A 20,199-nucleotide genomic window follows, 5' to 3' on the forward strand; every position below is an offset into this window, starting at 1 on the left:
ATGTTTAAATCTGCTTCGACAAATACCGCAAGTGCTAAATCAAGTAATCCTTCTCTTCTTGAAAATGAGAAAAAAGGAAATGGTTTTATACAACCCAAACTTAATATAGGAAAGTCAAATGATACATATGAAATAGAAGCAGATCGAGTGGCAGATACTATTGTCACTAAAAGAAATGATCGAAATAAATCACTTTTTGGTTCACCTCTCACTCCTGGTGTTCAAAAAAGTGAAGAAAAGGAAAATGAAATACAGGAAAAATCTATATCTGAAAGTATAACTCCATTAATCCAAAAACAAGAACCTAGTGAACCTCTACCTCCAGACAGTAGAACATTTCTTTTTCCATCAATTTCGCAAACTTTTGGGCGTTTTGGCGTTACTTATTTCCCTAATGATCCTCTACCCTTAAATGGTATATTGAATGTAGAATTGAAAGTTCATTTTACATTTAATGGACGTTTTACCCCCGAAGAACAACTCACCTTTACTCAAAATTTTGAAAACTCTATTGAAAATGCTTGGAGCAATAAACATCGGCTGGTATTAAATGATCCAAATATGGATCAGCACTTCTCGAATGTACAAATTAATATTGTTACTGTAGATAGCCCTGCAGATGCTCAATTTACAACAACAGTAGCCAGAAGGAATAGATATTTTAGATCCAATGTTGAAGGCACTCAAGTAGAATTAGATAATAACGACGCAGATAATAGTAAAAGTAATCAAGTAACTAGAGCCGATTTTTTTAAACAAGTTGGTGATTTTGGTTTTGATAGTTCAACAATTAATAGTGATGTACAACAGGATTTAGATGAGGTCACTTCTTTTTTAAATAGTATTCCTCAAAATATAAGAGCTGCAGAAGATATAGATAACATGCTATTTATGGAATATACTGGAAGAGCAAGTTCAGGTGGGAATAGAGCATATAACAAACGACTATCTCAAAAAAGAATTGATTCTGTAAAAGGTCATATTGATAGTCAATTCCCCGAATTAACAGCTATAGAATCCGTCAGTGCAGATGGTGAAGTCAATACACAGGCAGAATCAAAATATCGGAGAGTAGATGTGAAAATTGACTCACCTTTAACAAATGAACTAGAAACTACAAATCAAAATACAGCTGCACATGAAGCTGGTCATATGTTTGGGTTAGATGATGAATATATTGAAGAAAATAGATCAAAACATCGTTTTGAAGGTGATGAACCTGATCATGCTAATCTTGTAGAACAGTTAATTGGTAATGAAGCAGCAGAAGAACTAAGAGTGGGGAATAATGAAAGTATTATGTCGCATGGTATGGAAGTAAAACGTGGTCACTATTTACCATTTCTAGCGGCAATCATAAGACTAACTGGAAATGACAATTGGAATGTTGAATAATGTTTAAAACAGCGACTAAAACATATAACAAATCTAATAGCTCTTCTCTTTTTAATAAAGGGAAAGCTGACTCCTCTTTTATACAACCCAAATTAAATATTGGTAAACCTAATGATAAATATGAAGTAGAAGCAGATCGGGTGGCAGATACTGTGGTAGCTAAAGGAAACACTACAGCTGATACATTTTTTAATCCTGCCCCATTGGTTCAGAAACAGAAAGAAGACGAGGTACAAACATTAGTAGAGCCAGATAACGAAATCCAACAAAAGTCACTGGTAGAGAGTATAACTCCATTGGTCAGTAAGCAAGCAGAACCTTTACAGGAAAAAGAAGAACAAGAAGAAATCCAACAGAAGACGGAAGAAGAAGTCCAGAAAAAAGAAGCTGAGGAGGAAATCCAACAGAAATCAGAGGAAGAACTACAGAAAAAAGATGCGCAGGAAGAAATTCAACAGAAGGCGGAAATAAAAGAGGATCAGGTTCAATCAAAATCAGATAGTCATATTGTTATTCCTGAACTTCAAAAGCAAGAAGAGGAAATTCAGAAAAAAGATGATCAGGAAGAAGTTCAACAGAAACCAGAAGCTGATGTTCAGAAAAAAGAGGTAAAAGAAGATCATATCCAACCAAAAATAGATAATCATGCCGTCACTCCCGAGCTTCAAAAACAAGAAGAAGAAATTCAGGAAAAAGAGGAAGAAGAAGAACAGCAACCGATTCAAACCAAAGTCAATACCGCTGCTGGTTCAGATGAATCTGGAAATTCGTCAGTAGAATCTCGTTTAAATAGTTCCAAAGGTGGAGGTTCTCCTTTACCAGATGGGGCTAAAAGTCAAATGGAATCCGGTTTCGGAACCGATTTTAGTAATGTGAGGGTACATACAGATTCTAGTGCAGTACAAATGAGTAAAGATTTAGGAGCTCAAGCATTTACCCATGGAAATGATATCTATTTTAATGAAGGTAAATTTGACACTTCTTCATCTTCGGGGCAACATCTTTTAGCACACGAATTAACACATACCGTACAACAAGGTGCTACGGTACAGCGTAAACCTGAAATTTCACAAACATCCAATACCGTACAATTATTACCAGATATTATTGCGGGCAAACTTAATGAATATGCTCGTTTTATACCTGGGTACACTTTATTTACAGTATTGATAGAATACAATCCAATTCTGGGAGAAACAGTACGAAGAACACCAATCAATGTGGTAGAAGGTTTACTGGAACTCATACCGGTTTGGGGAGTTCTATTGGTGGATAAACTTAGAGAATATGATGTTTTACAGACGGCATTCGATTGGATTAATGAGGAGTTAACCAGACTAAACCTCACGACAGATAGAATTGAGCGATTGATTAATGAAGCATGGGAAGATATGGATTTTGTAAGATTCGACCCGTTTGATTTTAACGTAGGAGTTCTGGAAAGAACCTTTACTGGTTTATATAACGATGTCATCTCTTTTGCAGATTCCTTAAAAGACCAAATACTAGAGTTTATAAAAGATGCTGTAGTATCACCACTTGTAGGGTTCCTCGAAGAAAATAGTCCAACCTATGTATTAGCTACTAAAGTGATTGGGAGTAAGTTTCCTTTGGAAGATGAGGTCAATGCTCCAACAGTAGAAATATTAGAAGATTTTCTAGTGCTTATAGGTAAAGAAACCGAAGTCGAAGAAATGAAAAATAAAGGAACACTGCAAGAAACTGCAGATTGGATTGATACCCAATTGATTACTTTTTTCTCTTTATTAGGTCGTTTCAATGCCTTATTTACCAGAGCTTGGGATGCTTTCTCATTGGAGAACCTTCGGGATATACCGACTGTTTTCAGTGAATTGTTAACAGATTTCACGGAGTTATTACAAGACTTTTTGGATTTTGCAGCCGAAGTGGCGCTCAAAGTACTTGAGATTATTAAGAATGCGTTATTAGCATGGTTAAGTAGTTTTGCAGATGATATCCCAGGATTCCATTTGCTTACTGTTATTATCAGAATAAATCCGTTTACCGGAGAAGCTGTTGCTCGTTCCACAGAAAATATTATTCGAGGATTTATGGGACTTGTTCCGGGAGGTGAAGCCAAATTCCAGGAACTACAACAAACAGGTGTTGTAACGAGTGCAGCTCAACGTATTGATGCGTTAATTGCTAGATTAGGGATTTCAGTAGCTTTTATAGTACAGTTATTTACAGATATTTGGGATTCACTCTCTATAGATGACCTGATTAGTCCTATCGAAACCTTCCAAAGAATTGCGGCACAGTTTGGAGAACCTATAAGTCGCCTTTTCTCTTTTGTAGTAGAAGTAGTGAAAATTATTATCGAGCTGATTCTGGCGATGATGAATTTTCCAACAGATCTAATTCAATCTATTATAGCAAATACATTACAAGCCTTTAATGATATTAAGCGAGATCCGGTAGAATTTCTTCTCAATCTGATCCGGGCAATTAAACAAGGTTTTGTGCAATTTTTCAATAATTTCATAAATCATTTATTGAGTGGTTTACAGAGGTGGCTTTTTGGAGAATTAGACAATGCAGGGATTCAACCTCCTGCAGATATAACGTTTCAGTCGATTTTAAGTATGTCTATGGATGTATTAGGAATTACGGTAGATAATATTCTGGAACGTTTAGCTTTAAAAATTGGACAAGATAAAGTAGATAAAATACGTGCAGGGTTGGATATGTTGACCGGCATCTGGACATTTATAAAAGATGTTATAGAACGTGGACCAATTGCCATCTGGGAGTATATACAGGAAAAGATAAGCAATCTGTGGAGTATCATTGTTGATGGGGTAAAAGGTTGGATTATGACCACAATTGTTACAAGGGTAACCACAAAACTGTTATCCATGTTAGATCCAACTGGTATTATGGCTGTGGTGAATAGTGCTATTGCATTTTTTAATGCAATCCAATCATTCATTGAGAAGTTACGAGAAATGCTCGAAATCTTAAACACTTTTGTTGCCGGGATTGCAGAATTAGCACGTGGATCTATAACAACAGCAGCAAATTATCTGGAAACAGCACTCGCCGATGGTATTCCTGTGGCGATAAGTTTTCTGGCAAAACAAGTAGGATTAGGAAATTTAGGAGAGAAAATATCAGAGATGATAGAACTGGCCCGTGAAAAAATCAATGAAGGTATTGATTGGTTAATTGATAAAGCCATGGCTGCAGGTACTGCATTTTTGAATATGCTCGGATTAGGTGGAGAAGAAGAAGAGGATGCGGAAACCCCGACGGGACCAATTAGTGCAGCTATTGCAGAAATAAATTCAGAAGGAGAAAGAGAAAAAGATGAAGGAGAAGTAACTGAAGAAGAAGCTCAAGGGATAAAAAATAAAGTAAATACAGATCATGCATCAGTAATTAATATTTCTTCAGTCACCGATGGTGGAGATACCTGGAATTATAATTATGTACAAAGAGCTGTTGAAAAAATTCCTAAGAAAACTGTTGAACCTACAGTAATTAGATATACACCTGGAAAAGTTGTGGCTGATCCGCTTACTAGTGATAGAAGTTCAGGAAGTCGTCCAGGCGTATTACCAGGATGGGCACATGCACAAACTTTAAACGTAGTTCATGATTCATGGGTTAGAGGTCATATGCTTAGTGAAGAATTAGGTGGAACAGGTTCCGCGCAGAATTTATCAATAATCTCTAAATCAATTAATGGTCTAATGGAAACTGGTCCTGAAAATTTTGCAAAAACAGCAACTACAGCGACTAGTTCTAATCCTGGTAAAAAGTTGTATTATGAAACAACTTGGGAAAATCACCCTAAATCTGGTACTGTCGAAAACTTTGCTAAAACAATTACAGTCAAAATAGCTGAATATAATGGAGATGTTAGAGGTCCCCTTGTTCCATATCCATTCACTCAGTCAGCTCCACCACTAACCGCAGCTGGAGTAAGTTTTAACATAAACGAAATTGGTAGACCAACTATTGTAGCGCAATTTAAAGTATCTTCAAATTTTGCATTAGACATCTTAGAAGCTAAAGCTACATATGGACGATTCGCAAGTGTTGCTGATTTAATTAGTAAAATTGAATTATTATACACCTCAAAAGGGTTCTCCCAAGGGTCTAGAAAATGGAACTCTATTCGAACTAATGTAACCTTAATAAACTCCAATATGAGTACTAATTCAAACCTTCAAATAAGTTAGTAAAATGGAAGTAATAATTGAAAAAATTAAAAAATTTCGAGAAAATATAAAAGAAAATCCTAATGTGGAAATTAATGAAGCAGAGTGGAAAGATTTTCTTGAATTATCAAACTCCAGTATTCAATGGATTATTGAAGATTTAGCCAATATAGGAAAAATCACTATGGAACCAAAGTATTATAGTGTCATGAATTTTTCAAGCCTGAGTATTAAATGGAAAAGTAAGAGCCAAAATTACTTTTTATACGGAGGGTTTCATATTAATGGAATCTTTGAAGCTCTTTCAAACCCTTCTACTTTTTGGAAAATAGACTTTTCTCTACCCTCAGATGCTGCAGTCCCAGATAACCTTAAACACTTTGAAAAACTAAACTGGTTCGAGAAACAAGCGTGGGGTGATGATTGGAGATATGGCTGCTTCGTAAGAGGTGTGAACAAGTTTCCACCAAAAATAGCCTTTTTTGATAGGAACTGGTATACGTTGCTTAATTTGTCTTTTGAAGATTATTTGGAAGCTATGATTGTATCTTGTGCTGTAAAAGGGTGGCAATATTTTTATATAGATTGGAATCAAGAAATACTACATAAATCAATTGCTCTGGAAGATATGGAATTAGCAGTAAAAGCGCTTCCTGAATTATTTCCAAAACAAGATTTTACATACCATATCGATAAATTAAATGAAGTAAAAGGACTTAAATAATATCGTATTAAACGATTGATTAACATCAACTACTTAGTTTGATGATATGATTAAACGTAGGAAAAAACCCCTAAAAAGATGAGTCTTTTACCTCATGAAAAACCAGTAAAATAAGAGTAAATTTAAGTTTTAAAGAGATTAGGGATGAAAAAAACAGCATACCAAAAAGAACTTGCTATTAAAGCGATTCAAAAACGAAGAGGAACTGATAATAACAAAAAAGATGTCATGAAAATTCAATCCTGGTTGACATTATTTTCTATCAGAAACCCAAGTAGTGGTACCGCGACAGGTATAGATGGAGATTTTGGCCCAGCTACAGAAAAGGCAGTGAAGAATTTTCAGGAGTCAAAAGGTCTTGTAAAAACAGGTGTTGTTGATCAAGAGCTATTTAATAAACTCTCAATTAACCTGAAAGAGGCTTTTGAAAAACCTTTAATTAGTAATGGTCTTAGAGGTTTGGTTATAGAAGTTGCAGAAAATCATCTAAAACAACATCCTTTTGAGCTCGAAATACAAGGGCAATCTAATAGTGGTCCTTGGGTACGTAGTTATATGGATGGTCATGATGGATCTCCATGGTTTTGGTGTATGGGATTTGCACAGGCTATTCTTGATCAGGCAGCAAGTACTCTAGGTAAAAATTTTAAAACTCTAATGCCACTAACTTACAGTTGTGATACGGTTGGTAATACAGGCCTGGAAAAAGGATTATTATCAAGATTTCGTACCATAAGAAGAAATTCTTCTATCATAAAACCAGGGGATGTATTTCTAATTCAAAAATCACTTTTAGACTGGACGCATACAGGTATAATAACTTCCGTGCAAGGAGATGTAATAGAGGCAATAGAAGGGAATACAAATCATCAAGGTTCCAGAAACGGAGTAGCAGTAATGAAAAGAATGAGAAACTTTAGAAAATCCAAAATAGACATATTTTCAATAGAGCCATTGGTGTAAAAAACCAACATGAAATGAACTATAATAATTAGGTTGATGCAAACCTAAATGAGTATTAGTGAATTCCATATCACTATAGGGCACGTTTAAGTATGACTTCTAAAACAATAGTATAAACAGATGAAACAAGTTTTAGTCCAGAACACAATACATTTTAATAGTAAGCTATCTTTTTTAAGAGAGGTAATAGAATATCGTTTAAAAACTGAATATACCAATGAATCGGTAGTTTTTCCAAAATTTGATGATATCGTATCTGATGATTCCTTGTTTTCGATATTTGTTAGAAAACAACAATTGACATTAGAAGAAATAATTACATTATTGGTAGCAATTGTTCCTCATATATCTCCTAATTTTTTTACAACAATCATATCAGATTTTTTGCCAAATGGAGGAGAATTACCAGAATTCGGAGGAGTAAAAGGCAAAAATCATAGAGGAATTATACCAACGGGAGAAACGATACAGTTTATAATAGGAGGAAGTGATATCCAAAAAAGAATCCAATTTACAGAAATGTTCTATGAAGATCATCTGTTTATCAAAGAGGGCATTCTATACTTAGGTGATGTACCGTCTGGAGACCCAAGAATGAGTGGGCGTTTGATGATGGATGAAGAGTATATTGAATTGTTTACTACCGGAAAAGTACTAAAACCTACAATGAGCAAAGATTTTCCTGCAGAAAGAATCGAAACACAACTAGACTGGAATGATCTAGTGTTACAAAGCAAGACATTGCATCAGGTAAAAGAGATAGAAACTTGGTTAAACTATAACGATGTGGTACTAAATGATTGGAACATGAAATCTAGAATTAAACCTGGATATCGTATTTTGTTTTCTGGTCCACCGGGAACAGGAAAAACTCTTACAGCTTCATTATTAGGTAAGTATACAGGAAAAGATGTCTATCGTATCGATTTGTCTATGATCGTATCGAAATATATTGGTGAAACAGAAAAAAACCTATCTAAATTATTTGACAAAGCAAAAAATAAGTCGTGGATTATGTTTTTTGATGAAGCAGATGCGATTTTTGGGAAACGTACTAATGTTAGAGATGCTCATGATAAGTATGCTAATCAAGAAGTGTCATATTTACTGCAACGGATTGAGGCACATTCGGGATTAGTAATTTTGGCTTCAAATTTCAAAAACAATATAGACACAGCCTTTACCCGTAGGTTTCAATCTATTATTGAATTCGAGAATCCATCTTATAAAGAACGGTTATTACTTTGGAAAAAAAATCTACCAAATAAAATACCAATACACAAAAATATTTCTTTAGAAGAAATTTCAAAAAAATATGCGCTCACTGGCGCAAATATCATTAATGTTGTGCAATATACCTGCCTTAAAACATTGGCAGAAAAAGATACATCTATTCAGTTAGAAACGTTATTAGAAGGAATTAAAAAAGAATACCTAAAAGAAGGTAAAATGATCACCATCTAATGAGTATTCTATATTGATAGTAATATCTATCTCTTCAGAGTGTATAGCTATCATGTTTCTAAATGCGATGCAGTCATAGCTAAAATTTCTTCTATCCTTTATTATCATTGACTTCATGGTTTTAAACATACCTTTTTTTACGGTTTAAAAGTAAAACTTTTGTTGGAATATTTCCTATCAAAAATGGAAATATTCCAAATAAACAAAGTAATTTTGTAATAGCGGTTTTTAGTAAGAATTGGTCAGTTTTAGGTTAAAAAAAGAAGTCAGTGATGAAAAACAAGAATTATGAATATGATGTTGCGCTTTCTTTTGCTGGAGAGAATAGGGCATATGTAGAGGAGGTTGCAAATAGCCTCAGGATAAGAGGAATTAAAGTGTTCTACGACCTGTTTGAAGAGACAAACTTATGGGGTAAAAACTTATACGAGTATTTATCCGAGATATATCAAAACAGAGCAAGGTATACGGTGCTATTTATCTCTGGATTTTACAATCAAAAATTATGGACAAACCATGAGAGAGCCTCTATGCAGGCAAGAGCATTTCAGGAAAGTAGAGAATATATTTTACCAGCTAGATTTGATGATACAGTGATTCCTGGAGTATTGAAAACAGTAGGGTATATCAACCTGAAAGATAGAAGTCCAGATGAATTTGCAGGCCTGATCGAAAAAAAATTAAAAAAGGATCAAACCTTTTTAAAAAGCAAATGGTCAAAGATTTCTACTCTGGTCAATCCTAAACCTTTCATTTTTACTATTAAAGTAGGAAATGAAAATAAGGAATCAATTAAAAATGCCAAAGTGGTACTTGTCGCTAATAATTCCACATACCTTGAAGGATTTTCTGATGAAAAAGGTCTGGCACATTTTATTATTCGAACACGTAAATTATATACGGTGCTTATTGCACACCCTGGATATCCGGCAGTATTATTTAAAGATATTAACCCAAAGGAAGACATAGAAGTAACTATTGAAAAATCAAAAGGATCGGGTTCTGTAATCCTTAATAAATCTGGTGAAATACGAGGGATTATGGGAAGGATAAAACCTGTATTGAAATCAAACAGCAAAATATCATTATATGCTGATAACATAGCTATTGAGGGGGGACAGCATCAACCTTTTGATATTGAGTTAAATAAATCAATAACTTTGGAAGATAATGGAGGAAATAGTATACATTTAACGCTTAGATTCTTTCAAGGAAGAATCGCCTTAATCGATTTTTGTAAACACAAATTACCTTAATTATGAAAAGAGTAATCATCTTTTTTAGTTTTATTTTGTTTTTGGCGTGTAAAGAACAGCCAAAAGAAACAGTAGAAAAACCAATTGTTGAAACTGTTAAGGAAGACACTAAAAAACCAGAAGATAGTTTTGGAATTGTAATTCATGGTGGAGCAGGAACTATCTTGAAAAAGAACATGACTCCAGAAAAAGAAGCAGCTTATAAAGCTAAACTTGAAGAAGCAATAAAAGTAGGACATACCATTCTTAAAAATGGAGGGACAAGCCTTGAGGCTGTTGAAAAAACAATAAATGTACTTGAAAATTCCCCGTTATTCAATGCCGGAAAAGGAGCTGTATTTACTAGTGAAGGTACAAATGAATTGGATGCCTCTATTATGGATGGAAGCAATCTGAATGCTGGAGCAGTAGCAGGAGTTAAAACGGTTAAAAACCCAATTAACCTGGCTAAAGAAGTAATGCTTAACTCTCCTCATGTACTATTATCAGGTAGTGGAGCCGAATTGTTTGCTAAAGAAAGAAGCCTTGAAATTGTTGACCCCGCATATTTTTTTACAGAAGACCGGATGAAATCACTGGAGAGAGTAAAAGAAAAATTGAAAAACAAAGAAGCAAATAAAACAACCGCTTTTTATGATCCGTTTATAAAAGATGCTAAGTTCGGAACGGTGGGCTGTGCAGCATTAGATAAAAATGGAAATTTGGCAGCAGGAACTTCTACAGGTGGAATGACCAATAAAAAATGGAATCGTATAGGAGATTCACCCATTATTGGAGCTGGGACATATGCTAATAATGCAACTTGCGCAGTATCAAGTACAGGATGGGGAGAATATTTTATACGAGCGATGGTAGCGCATGATATTTCAGCATTAATGGAATATAAGGGACTTTCTCTTAAAGAAGCTGCCAAAGAGGTGATACAGAAAAAACTGACCGATCTTGGAGGTACAGGAGGAATTGTAGCGATCGATAATAAAGGCAATGTAACCATGGAATTTAATACCGCAGGAATGTATCGTGCAACAATGAATGCTAGCGGAGAACTTACTATAGGAATATATGAAAAATAATACTCCTGATTTTAAATTTTAAAAATTTACCCTCCTAAATAAGGAGGGTTTTTTATTTTGAAGATATCCGAGGGTTGAAAATTCCCTGTTTTCAGGGGATAACGACATTAAAAATCGCTTTACCTTTATCAAATAATTACAATATTGTAAACAATAGATAAGTGAAAAGAATATTAGTTTTAATAATCATCTGTGTAATTCATAAAGGGATGGCTCAAAATAAAGAAGATATAGTTGGCTTATACTCGCTGGGATCTCATTCACCAGAAGGAGGAAGTCATTTATTCGTTTTAGAAAACGGCAAGTTTGTGATTACCTACTTTGGCGGTGTGCAAGTCGGTCAATGGAAAAAAGAAAGAGATCATACATTTTTGTTTACTCCAAATGTCAAGACAAATCAGTTTGAACTTTATGGAAGACACAATAAAAACATAAAGGACAGCTTAAAAATCTCTTTTATGGGTTTTGAAGAATCACAGAATTTTGTGGGATTAAAAAAAACTAAAGATGATGTACATATAATGAAACAAGTGTTTAATGAAGATGCTAACTGTTTTAATTATCCTTATGTAGAAATTTTTAAAAAGCATACAGATATAATTTCTTTTATGACTTCAAATGAAGAAATGAAAGCGACTATCATTGACTTCGACACAAAAAATTTTAATGACTTTATTGCCTATTTTTTTCCTTCAGAAAATGAAGCATACCCTTTTTATGCTAAGTTAAAAGAAAACAAATTGTATTTAGACGAAAATGAGTATTCAGAAAAACATCCTTTGCCGGCAGAAGGAGAAGATATTGAATTTATTAGAGCAATAGCCAATAAGAATACTTCTGAAGATAAGATTTTTTGTAATCCTTCTTATAACAAATTTGAAGGTAATATCAATGATTCTTACGTTTTTAATAAAGAAAAAGAAGCATATATACATCCGGATTACTATACTGAGGGAGACGAATTTAAAGAAGATACCTATGATAACTTATCTATTATTTATGAGTATCAAGCTTGTACAAATGACCTTTCTAAGAATATTGACTTTAAAATAGAAGATAAACCTATATTTCAAGTTAATTGTCGATAAATGAATGAAGAAATGTAGTATGGGAATCCAAAAAAAATAAAATAAAAAAGGATTAAATAATAGAATTGAAATTTATAACCTTAAGTAGGTTAAGATAATGTGGAATACAATCAAAAATATACTACCTTTAATCCGCTAAACATCGACTAATATGAAATTATCACGAATCTTCTATTTGTTATTTTTTGTAACACTAGTATTTTCTTGTAAGAAAAAGGATGACCAATCTATAGCTGAGGCTAATGCTTCAGAATTAAACAAATATCAGGAATATATCTCAGATGTATCTTCAGGAGTTATTTCGGTATTAGATAATGTATATGTGGTTTTACAAACACCAGTAGAAGGTTGGAGTGATAATCAAGAGCTGCCAAAAGATATACTTACTGTTTCACCAAAAGTGAAAGGTAAAATAATTGCCGTAAACAACCGAACTATTTCTTTTCGTCCAGAAGAAGGGTTTGACGAAGATACTGCATATACTTTTACATTGGACTTAGAGGAACTGGTTAAAGATTTTAAAGATGATCTTGATGAAGAATTTGTCTTTACAGTAAAAACATTAAAACAACAATTTTCTGTTATTACAGATAACCTTCAGTCGTATAGTAAAGATTGGCAATATATAGATGGAACAATAACATCAAGTGATCAGATGAAATTTGATGTTGCTAAACAACTTATTTCTGCAACACAGAAAGGGAAAAAAGTCACTGTAAAATTTAGCGAATCAATTGATAAAAGCCGTCAATTTAGTTTTAGAATAGATAGTATTCAGCGTTTTGAAGAGGATTCTGAAGTTGAAGTTAAATGGTCTGGTAAGTCTTTTAATATTGATACCGAAGGCGAAGATATATTGTCTATACCCGGAAAGAATAATTTCTCGGTAATCAGTGTTTCAGTAGCTAATGTAGATAGTCAATATGTTGAAATTAATTTTTCTGACCCACTTAAGAAAAATCAAAATTTTAATGGCCTGGTCACTATTTCTGGAGCCAAAAAATTAAAATACACAGTAAACGGTAATGTACTTAAAGTATATCCAAAACAAGAACTTAAAGGAACCTTAGGAGTTACCGTATTTGAAGGAATAAAAAGCACTGATAACTATAAATTAAAGAACACGTATACAGAGAATGTGTCTTTTCAACAACCAAATCCAGAGATTCGTCTGTTGCAAAGCGGAGTGATTTTACCAACCTCGGATAATCTGAAATTTAATTTTGAAGCTATCAACCTTCGCGCTGTCGAGGTACAGGTAGTTAAGGTGTTTGAAAATAATGTACTTCAATTTTTGCAAAACAATAACCTAGATGGCTCTAATAATTTAAGAAGTGTAGCAAGACCAATTGCTAAAAAGCTTATTAATCTACAAGAAAACCCATCTTTAAACCTTAGTAAATGGAATGCTTTTGCAATTGATTTAAAAAAGCTAATTACACCAGAACCTGGGGCAATCTATAGAGTAGAATTAAATTATCGAAAAACCTATTCACTGTATAAATGTGATGGAGCAGCAGCCAATGATACTCCAATCACAGAATTGACAGATAATTATGACGAAGAAGAGGAATCGAGTTTTTGGGATAGCTCTCAATACTATTATGATGAGTACTACGACTACAATTGGCAAGAAAGAGAAAACCCATGTAGCACTTCTTACTTTAGAGATAAAAAAATCAGTGCAAATGTATTAGCCTCTAATCTGGGAGTAGTAGTTAAAAAAGGACTTAATAATGCATACATGGTTACGGTTAATGATATCATTACAACTAGTCCTGTTGCAAATGCGAAAATAACTTTTTATAACTACCAGCAACAAGAAATGGGTGAGGGGACTACAGATGCAGAAGGAATAACTGGTTTTGATGCAGATCGTCCGGCATATTTTGCCATTGCCCAATCCGGAAAACAGCAAACTTACGTGAAATTGAATGATGGAAACGCATTATCAGTAAGCAAATTTGATGTTTCTGGAGTGAGATTGCAAAAAGGAATCAAAGGATATATTTATGGAGAACGTGGTGTTTGGCGCCCTGGAGACACCCTGTTTTTATCTTTTATGCTTAATGATAATGCAAATAAATTACCAAAAGGACACCCGGTAAAGTTCGAACTACGTGATCCATACGGTAAAGTGACCTATCAGGAAACAAAGACCAATAGCACTAACAATTTCTACAAATTTGTTGTGAATACTTCTGATGAAGCACCTACTGGTAACTGGCAAGCCAAAGTTAATGTTGGAGGAGCTAGTTTTAGTAAAACACTTAAAATAGAAACCATAAAACCCAACCGTCTTAAAATCAAAACAACCTTTGATGATGAAGTTCTGGGGGCTAATAAGAATATACAAGGTAATCTCGAAGTGTTATGGTTACACGGAGCGATAGCTAAAAACCTGAAAGCAGATATCAATGTTCGATTCAACCCAGGTAAAACCAGTTTTAAAACCTTTCCGGGGTATGTTTTTGATGACCCAACACGTAGGTTCGGAACCGAAGAACAAGAAGTATTTCAAGGGCGAATTTCTGGTGAAGGAAAAGCAAGTTTTAACCTTAAACCAAAACTTGAGAACAAGGCTGCAGGAATGCTAAAAGCTTCTTTTATTACCAAAGTATATGAAAATGGAGGAGATTTTAGTACCGATGTCATTAGTAAAAACTATTCACCATATAGTACGTACGTTGGAGTAAATGTTCCTAAAGGAGACAAAGCACGAGGGATGCTGTTAACAGACACAAAACATAATTTTGAAGTTGTTTCTGTAGATGATAAAGGAAATCCTAAATCAGTTAAAAATCTTGAAGTTTTTATCTATAAAGTCGATTGGAGATGGTGGTGGGATACATCTGAAGATAACTTGTCTTCTTATAATAGAGGATCATATAATAATGAAGTATTTAAGACCAAAGTAACGACTAAGAGTAATGGTAAAGCAAATTTCAATTTTGAATTAAAATACCCCGAATGGGGAAGATATCTGGTAAGAGTAGTAGATCCAAATGGAGGGCATGCTACCGGAAAAATAATGTATATCGATTGGCCGGGTTGGGCAGGGAAATCAAGAAAAAATGACCCCTCGGCAGCAACCATGTTATTGTTTTCAACAGATAAAAACACCTATAATGTTGGAGAGAAAGCTATTGTAACCTTTCCATCAAGTGAAGGAGGAAGAGCATTAGTAACTGTAGAAAATGGTACCGAGGTGTTATCTTCACAATGGATAACTCCACAAAAAGGAGAAACGAAATTCGAATTGCCAATCGAAGAGTTATACACCCCCAATGTATATATCAATATCACATTATTACAACCGCATGCGGATACCGCAAATGATTTACCGATACGTTTGTATGGTATCGTTCCAATTTCTGTCGAAGACCCTAACACCAAGGTTCAGCCTAAGTTAACCATGCCAGATGTATTGAGACCAGAAGAAACGATTACACTGAAAGTTGGAGAAAATAATGGTAAACCCATGACATATTCTATTGCTATAGTAGATGAAGGTTTGTTGGATCTAACACGATTTAAAACCCCAAATCCCTGGAATAGCTTCTATGCTCGTGAGGCACTTGGAGTAAAAACATGGGATGTGTATGATGATGTAATTGGAGCTTATGGTGGAAGTATCAATCAGGTATTTAGTATTGGAGGTGATGCTGAAGCAGGTGGTAGCAAATCCAAAAAAGCGAACCGATTTAAACCTATGGTCGTCTTTAAAGGACCATTCGAACTTAAAAAAGGAGAAACTCGTGCGCACAAAATTAAGATTCCAAAATATGTTGGATCTGTACGTACCATGATAGTGGCTTCAGATGCAGAAAAGGCAGCTTATGGTAGCGCAGATAAGACAACACCAGTGCGTAAACCCTTAATGGTACTGACTTCAATTCCTCGTAAAATTACTCCTGGAGAAAAAGTAACTATACCGGTTACCGTTTTTGCGATGGAAAATAAAGTGAAAAATGTAACGGTTACTTTAAAGCCTAATAAAGGATTTACAGTCATTGGTGAGGCCCAGAAAAAACTATCGTTTCCTCAACCTGATGAGAAAATGGCCTATTTTGATATTGAAGTATTAGAAGGAGCTTCTATTACAGATATTGAAGTAGTGGCTAGTGGTGGTGGAGAAAAAGCATCATACAAAGTTCCAATTAATATAGTGAACCCAAATCCAATGACAACAGAAGTTACTTCGATTGTTCTGGAACCCAATAGTGAGCAAGAAATAGACTTTGCAGCATTTGGAATTGATGGAAGTAATAGTGCAGCGATTGAGTTTTCATCATTACCGCCAATGAATTTTGAAAGTAGATTGAGCTACCTGATTCGCTATCCACACGGTTGTGTTGAACAAACGACTTCGGCAGCATTCCCACAATTATATCTTGGTGATGTTTTCAATTTATCATCTGATAAAAAGCAAAAAATACAGAAAAACATAGAAGCTGCAATATATAGATTAAAACGTTTTATACAACCTAATGGAGGGATGTCATATTGGCCTGGATACAGTAATCCAAATGATTGGGGAACTACCTATGCTGGTCATTTCTTGCTCGAAGCAAACAAACAAGGATATGTATTACCCATAGGTTTTAAAAGTAACTGGATTAATTATCAGCAACAGCAGGCTAAACGATGGAGAAGTGGTAATAATGATCTGGCACAAGCCTATCGATTATATACGCTAGCACTTGCTGGTAGCCCTGATTTGTCATCAATGAACAGGCTAAGAGAAACATCAAGACTATCTAATGATGCTAAATTGAGATTAGCCGCAGCTTATGGGTTAATTACTCAAACCAAAGCAGCAAACCAATTACTTAATTCGGCAAATATTGATTTTCAGCCCAGAAATAATAATCATTACACCTATGGATCTAGTAATCGTAATCGGGCAATGGCACTAGAAACTCTTGTAGCTCTAGATCAAAAAATGAATGCACAGAAAGTGGCGGTAGATCTAGCTAAAGAATTATCTTCCAAAAACTGGATGAGTACCCAAACTACATCCTATGCACTAATGGCAATGGCAAAATATGCAACTTATGTAGGAGGGAAAGGTGTAAATGTAAACTATATTCTTAACGGAAAATCAACAAATGCTAATACAGATAAAACATTGGCAACTTCTGGTGATAGATCTATTCTAAAAGATAATAAACTGGTTCTTAAAAACAATAAGGATAACACCATTTTTGTACAAATTGCAACAAGCGGAATTCTACCTGTTGGCAAAGAAAAAGTAATTCAAAGCAAGTTTAAGGCAATTATTGATTATAAGACTAAGGATGGTAATATAATTAATCCAGCTCTATTAACTCAGGGAACAGATTTTGTAGCAGAAGTAACCATTACTAATGCTACAGGTTCTAAAGTAAAAGATGTTGCATTGACTGAAATTTTCCCATCAGGGTGGGAAGTGGTCAATACTCGATTTACAGATTTTGGATCGTTTAAAGCCAATGCTGTGACACATACTGATATCCGTGATGATAGAGTGAATTTCTATTTTGACCTAAAACCAAATGAAAGTAAAACAATGACTATTTTATTAAATGCATCCTATTTAGGTAAATACTATCTGCCAGGTATTCAATGTGAAGCCATGTATGATCATGATTATTTAGTGAGGAGTAAAGGAAAATGGGTGGAGGTAGTAAAGTAGATTGCAAAATTTGAAAACAGAACATTTTTATATGTATATCAAAATAGTACAAATATTATGAAAAAACACCTGCTTAGATATGTAGCTTTTTTTGTATTAGGATTGTATTCTTCTCAATCTATTGCCTGTGATTGCTACTGCGAGGGAGACTGTTCATTTTCTACAGTTTCGACAGGAGGATTTGTTGCTCTGGTAAAAGTTATTGAGTATTCTGAATTTTTAGAGTTTGAAGATGATGGGAAATTAAAGAAAATGCCTTTAGCAATGAAAGTAGAAATTATTAGAAAATATAAAGGTGAAGATACTCGTAAAATCATTCAGATTTGGGGTGATGATGGCATGTTATGTCGACCATATACCGATAATTTTAAAATAGGGAATCATTATTTGATTGCTCCAAATAAAATCATGAAAGATTCTGAAAACGGGAAAAGAAATGATTATGATTTCTTTGCATGTGAGACGGGTTTTTTGGATGTTGATCTCGAAAAAAAGATGGTTTATGGAGCATATTCCAAAAACATAAATAAAATTTCATTAGATAAAGTAGAAATTGCCTTAAGTAAATAAAAATTATTATATCATTCTTACGCCCCTTTTCCAATAGTAAAACATCTGCATAACAAAGCAGTTATTTTAACTTAACCATAAACGAACATATTGTTTTTTTTACTACCATTGTTGAAAAGTCGAAAATATGAATACTAGGTTTTATAATCTCTTACTGGGTCTTTTTTGCTTGATAAGCATTTGTTCCTGCAGGCAACAATCGGTTTCTGTAAATAAGATTTCGGCAGTTCAACAAAAAATTGATTCTACAATAGTTACAGATAAAGCTATAGATTCATTTATTGCACCTTTCCGAGATCATTTAAATAAAACTTTGGATGCTACCTTATGTATTGCAGCAGTAGATTTTACTAAAGATGATGGCAAATTAGAAAGCAAGTTAGGTAACCTTACGGCAGATATTTCCTTACAACAGGTAGAACCTATTTTTAAAAAGAGGTATAATAAAGAAATTGATTTTGTATTATTAAATCATGGAGGTATGCGGGCACCAATACTAAAAGGGCCGGTAACTGCAAGAACAGCCTTTGAAGTGATGCCTTTTGAAAATGAATTGGTAGTGGCAGAATTATCTTATGAAAAAGTACAAGAATTAGCTTCTTATTTGGCCGAAAAACAACGAGCACACCCCGTTTCTAATTTACGACTTAGTATTGTAAAACAATCAAAAGAAGTACAAGAATTAATTGTTAATGATAAGCCATTGCGAGAAGATAAAAGCTATTTTGTACTCACTACAGATTATTTACAACAAGGAGGAGACAGGATGAATTTCTTTAAAGACCCTATACGGCTATATAAAACAGATTATAAACTCAGAAATGCACTAATCGATTATTTTAAATCGATAGATACATTAAAAGTGCAACTGGATAAAAGAATGAGATATGCAGAATAGGAGAAGGTTTATACAGCAAATAGTATCGGCAACAGCTTTAACTAGTTTAGGAGGAGTAAGTTTAGTATCCTGTGTTAAGCCGGTATCAAAAAAGGTAACAGTGCTACATACCAATGATGTACATAGTCAGATTGACCCCCTACCTGACAATCATTACAAATACCCGGGATTAGGAGGATTTGCCAGAAGGGCATCGATTATAGAAAAAGTACGAAAAGAAAATCCAAATACTATTTTATTAGACGCAGGGGATATCTTTCAGGGTACTCCATATTTTAATTATTATGGTGGTGAAATTGAATTTAAACTGATGTCGAAACTAAACTATGATCTTGCTACCATTGGAAATCATGATTTTGATAATGGAATAGATGGATTATTAAGTCAATTGCCTAATGCAACTTTTGATTTTGTATCAGCTAATTATGGTTTTAAAAATACGGTGCTTGATGGTTTAGTAAAACCGTATAAAATACTAATTAGAGAAGGGATTAAAATCGGAATCTTTGGATTAGGGGTTGAACTTGAAGGTTTAGTGAATAAAAGTTTATATAAAGAAACCCAATATCTCGACCCTATTGAAGTTACTCAAGATATCACCAGAATATTAAAAGAAGAGCAACAATGCGATCTTGTTATTTGTCTTTCTCATATTGGGTATGATTATAAAAATGATAAAGTTTCTGATCTTCACCTAGCTAAAAATACAAAAGATATCGACCTGATTATAGGTGGTCATACACATACATTATTACCGAAACCAGTAATTGTAGATAATTTAGTGGGAGAGAAAGTGCTCATCAACCAATGTGGTAAAAGCGGAGTGTATATGGGGCAAATTGATTTTTATTTTGATTCCAACGGGAGTAAAACAGCAGGAGGAAGATCAATAAAGGTTTAAAAT

General features: G+C 34.1%; 12 protein-coding genes. All 12 read left to right on the forward strand.

The features are described 5' to 3' along the window. The 12 genes from ATE84_RS05540 to ATE84_RS05595 all read left to right on the forward strand — a co-directional run bounded on the left by ATE84_RS05540 (nt 1) and on the right by ATE84_RS05595 (nt 20,196). On the forward strand, nt 1–1,395 hold the full coding sequence (locus ATE84_RS05540; RefSeq protein ID WP_101446542.1) for an OmpA family protein: 1,395 nt from the start codon (nt 1–3) through the stop codon (nt 1,393–1,395). Next, nucleotides 1,395–5,603, forward strand: a complete 4,209-nt coding sequence (locus ATE84_RS05545) for a DUF4157 domain-containing protein (RefSeq protein WP_101446544.1) — start codon at nt 1,395–1,397, stop codon at nt 5,601–5,603. The genes ATE84_RS05540 and ATE84_RS05545 overlap by 1 nt, the downstream gene beginning before the upstream one ends. Before the next feature lie 4 nt (nt 5,604–5,607). After that, nucleotides 5,608–6,306, forward strand: a complete 699-nt coding sequence (locus ATE84_RS05550) for a hypothetical protein (RefSeq protein ID WP_101446546.1) — start codon at nt 5,608–5,610, stop codon at nt 6,304–6,306. 144 nt (nt 6,307–6,450) lie between these two features. Further along, nucleotides 6,451–7,269, forward strand: coding sequence for a peptidoglycan-binding protein (locus tag ATE84_RS05555; RefSeq protein ID WP_101446547.1), 819 nt, complete (start codon nt 6,451–6,453; stop codon nt 7,267–7,269). 120 nt (nt 7,270–7,389) lie between these two features. Then, nucleotides 7,390–8,733, forward strand: a complete 1,344-nt coding sequence (locus ATE84_RS05560) for an ATP-binding protein (protein ID WP_101446549.1) — start codon at nt 7,390–7,392, stop codon at nt 8,731–8,733. A gap of 272 nt (nt 8,734–9,005) precedes the next feature. Then, complete coding sequence (locus ATE84_RS05565; protein ID WP_101446551.1) at nt 9,006–9,989, forward strand: toll/interleukin-1 receptor domain-containing protein; 984 nt, start codon at nt 9,006–9,008, stop codon at nt 9,987–9,989. Between the two features lie 2 nt (nt 9,990–9,991). Then, on the forward strand, nt 9,992–11,062 hold the full coding sequence (locus ATE84_RS05570; RefSeq protein WP_101446553.1) for an isoaspartyl peptidase/L-asparaginase family protein: 1,071 nt from the start codon (nt 9,992–9,994) through the stop codon (nt 11,060–11,062). Nucleotides 11,063–11,223: 161 nt separating this feature from the next. After that, nucleotides 11,224–12,150: a hypothetical protein gene (locus ATE84_RS05575; protein ID WP_143273579.1), complete on the forward strand. Its 927-nt coding sequence runs from the start codon at nt 11,224–11,226 to the stop codon at nt 12,148–12,150. A gap of 151 nt (nt 12,151–12,301) precedes the next feature. Next, entirely contained in the window at nt 12,302–17,827 is a 5,526-nt protein-coding gene (locus ATE84_RS05580; protein WP_101446557.1) for an alpha-2-macroglobulin, read from the forward strand. Between the two features lie 57 nt (nt 17,828–17,884). Next, nucleotides 17,885–18,397 carry a hypothetical protein gene (locus tag ATE84_RS05585; protein WP_101446559.1) on the forward strand — a complete coding sequence of 171 codons (513 nt, stop codon included), beginning with the start codon at nt 17,885–17,887 and terminating at the stop codon, nt 18,395–18,397. A 127-nt stretch (nt 18,398–18,524) separates the two neighbouring features. Then, on the forward strand, nt 18,525–19,295 hold the full coding sequence (locus tag ATE84_RS05590) for a 5'-nucleotidase C-terminal domain-containing protein (RefSeq protein ID WP_101446561.1): 771 nt from the start codon (nt 18,525–18,527) through the stop codon (nt 19,293–19,295). Then, nucleotides 19,285–20,196, forward strand: a complete 912-nt coding sequence (locus ATE84_RS05595; RefSeq protein ID WP_101446563.1) for a bifunctional UDP-sugar hydrolase/5'-nucleotidase — start codon at nt 19,285–19,287, stop codon at nt 20,194–20,196. Before ATE84_RS05590 ends, ATE84_RS05595 begins: the two co-directional genes overlap by 11 nt. The last annotated feature ends 3 nt before the right edge of the window (nt 20,197–20,199 follow it).

It is taken from the genome of Aquimarina sp. MAR_2010_214, assembly GCF_002846555.1.
Taxonomy (GTDB): Bacteria; Bacteroidota; Bacteroidia; order Flavobacteriales; family Flavobacteriaceae; genus Aquimarina.

Coding starts and splice junctions, on each gene's coding strand:
- ATE84_RS05585 (WP_101446559.1), top strand. CDS start 17,885: ATGAAAAAACACCTGCTTAGATATGTAGCTTTTTTTGTATTAGGATTG.
- ATE84_RS05565 (WP_101446551.1), top strand. CDS start 9,006: ATGAAAAACAAGAATTATGAATATGATGTTGCGCTTTCTTTTGCTGGA.
- ATE84_RS05580 (WP_101446557.1), top strand. CDS start 12,302: ATGAAATTATCACGAATCTTCTATTTGTTATTTTTTGTAACACTAGTA.
- ATE84_RS05590 (WP_101446561.1), top strand. CDS start 18,525: ATGAATACTAGGTTTTATAATCTCTTACTGGGTCTTTTTTGCTTGATA.
- ATE84_RS05570 (WP_101446553.1), top strand. CDS start 9,992: ATGAAAAGAGTAATCATCTTTTTTAGTTTTATTTTGTTTTTGGCGTGT.
- ATE84_RS05545 (WP_101446544.1), top strand. CDS start 1,395: ATGTTTAAAACAGCGACTAAAACATATAACAAATCTAATAGCTCTTCT.
- ATE84_RS05595 (WP_101446563.1), top strand. CDS start 19,285: ATGCAGAATAGGAGAAGGTTTATACAGCAAATAGTATCGGCAACAGCT.
- ATE84_RS05550 (WP_101446546.1), top strand. CDS start 5,608: ATGGAAGTAATAATTGAAAAAATTAAAAAATTTCGAGAAAATATAAAA.
- ATE84_RS05540 (WP_101446542.1), top strand. CDS start 1: ATGTTTAAATCTGCTTCGACAAATACCGCAAGTGCTAAATCAAGTAAT.
- ATE84_RS05560 (WP_101446549.1), top strand. CDS start 7,390: ATGAAACAAGTTTTAGTCCAGAACACAATACATTTTAATAGTAAGCTA.
- ATE84_RS05555 (WP_101446547.1), top strand. CDS start 6,451: ATGAAAAAAACAGCATACCAAAAAGAACTTGCTATTAAAGCGATTCAA.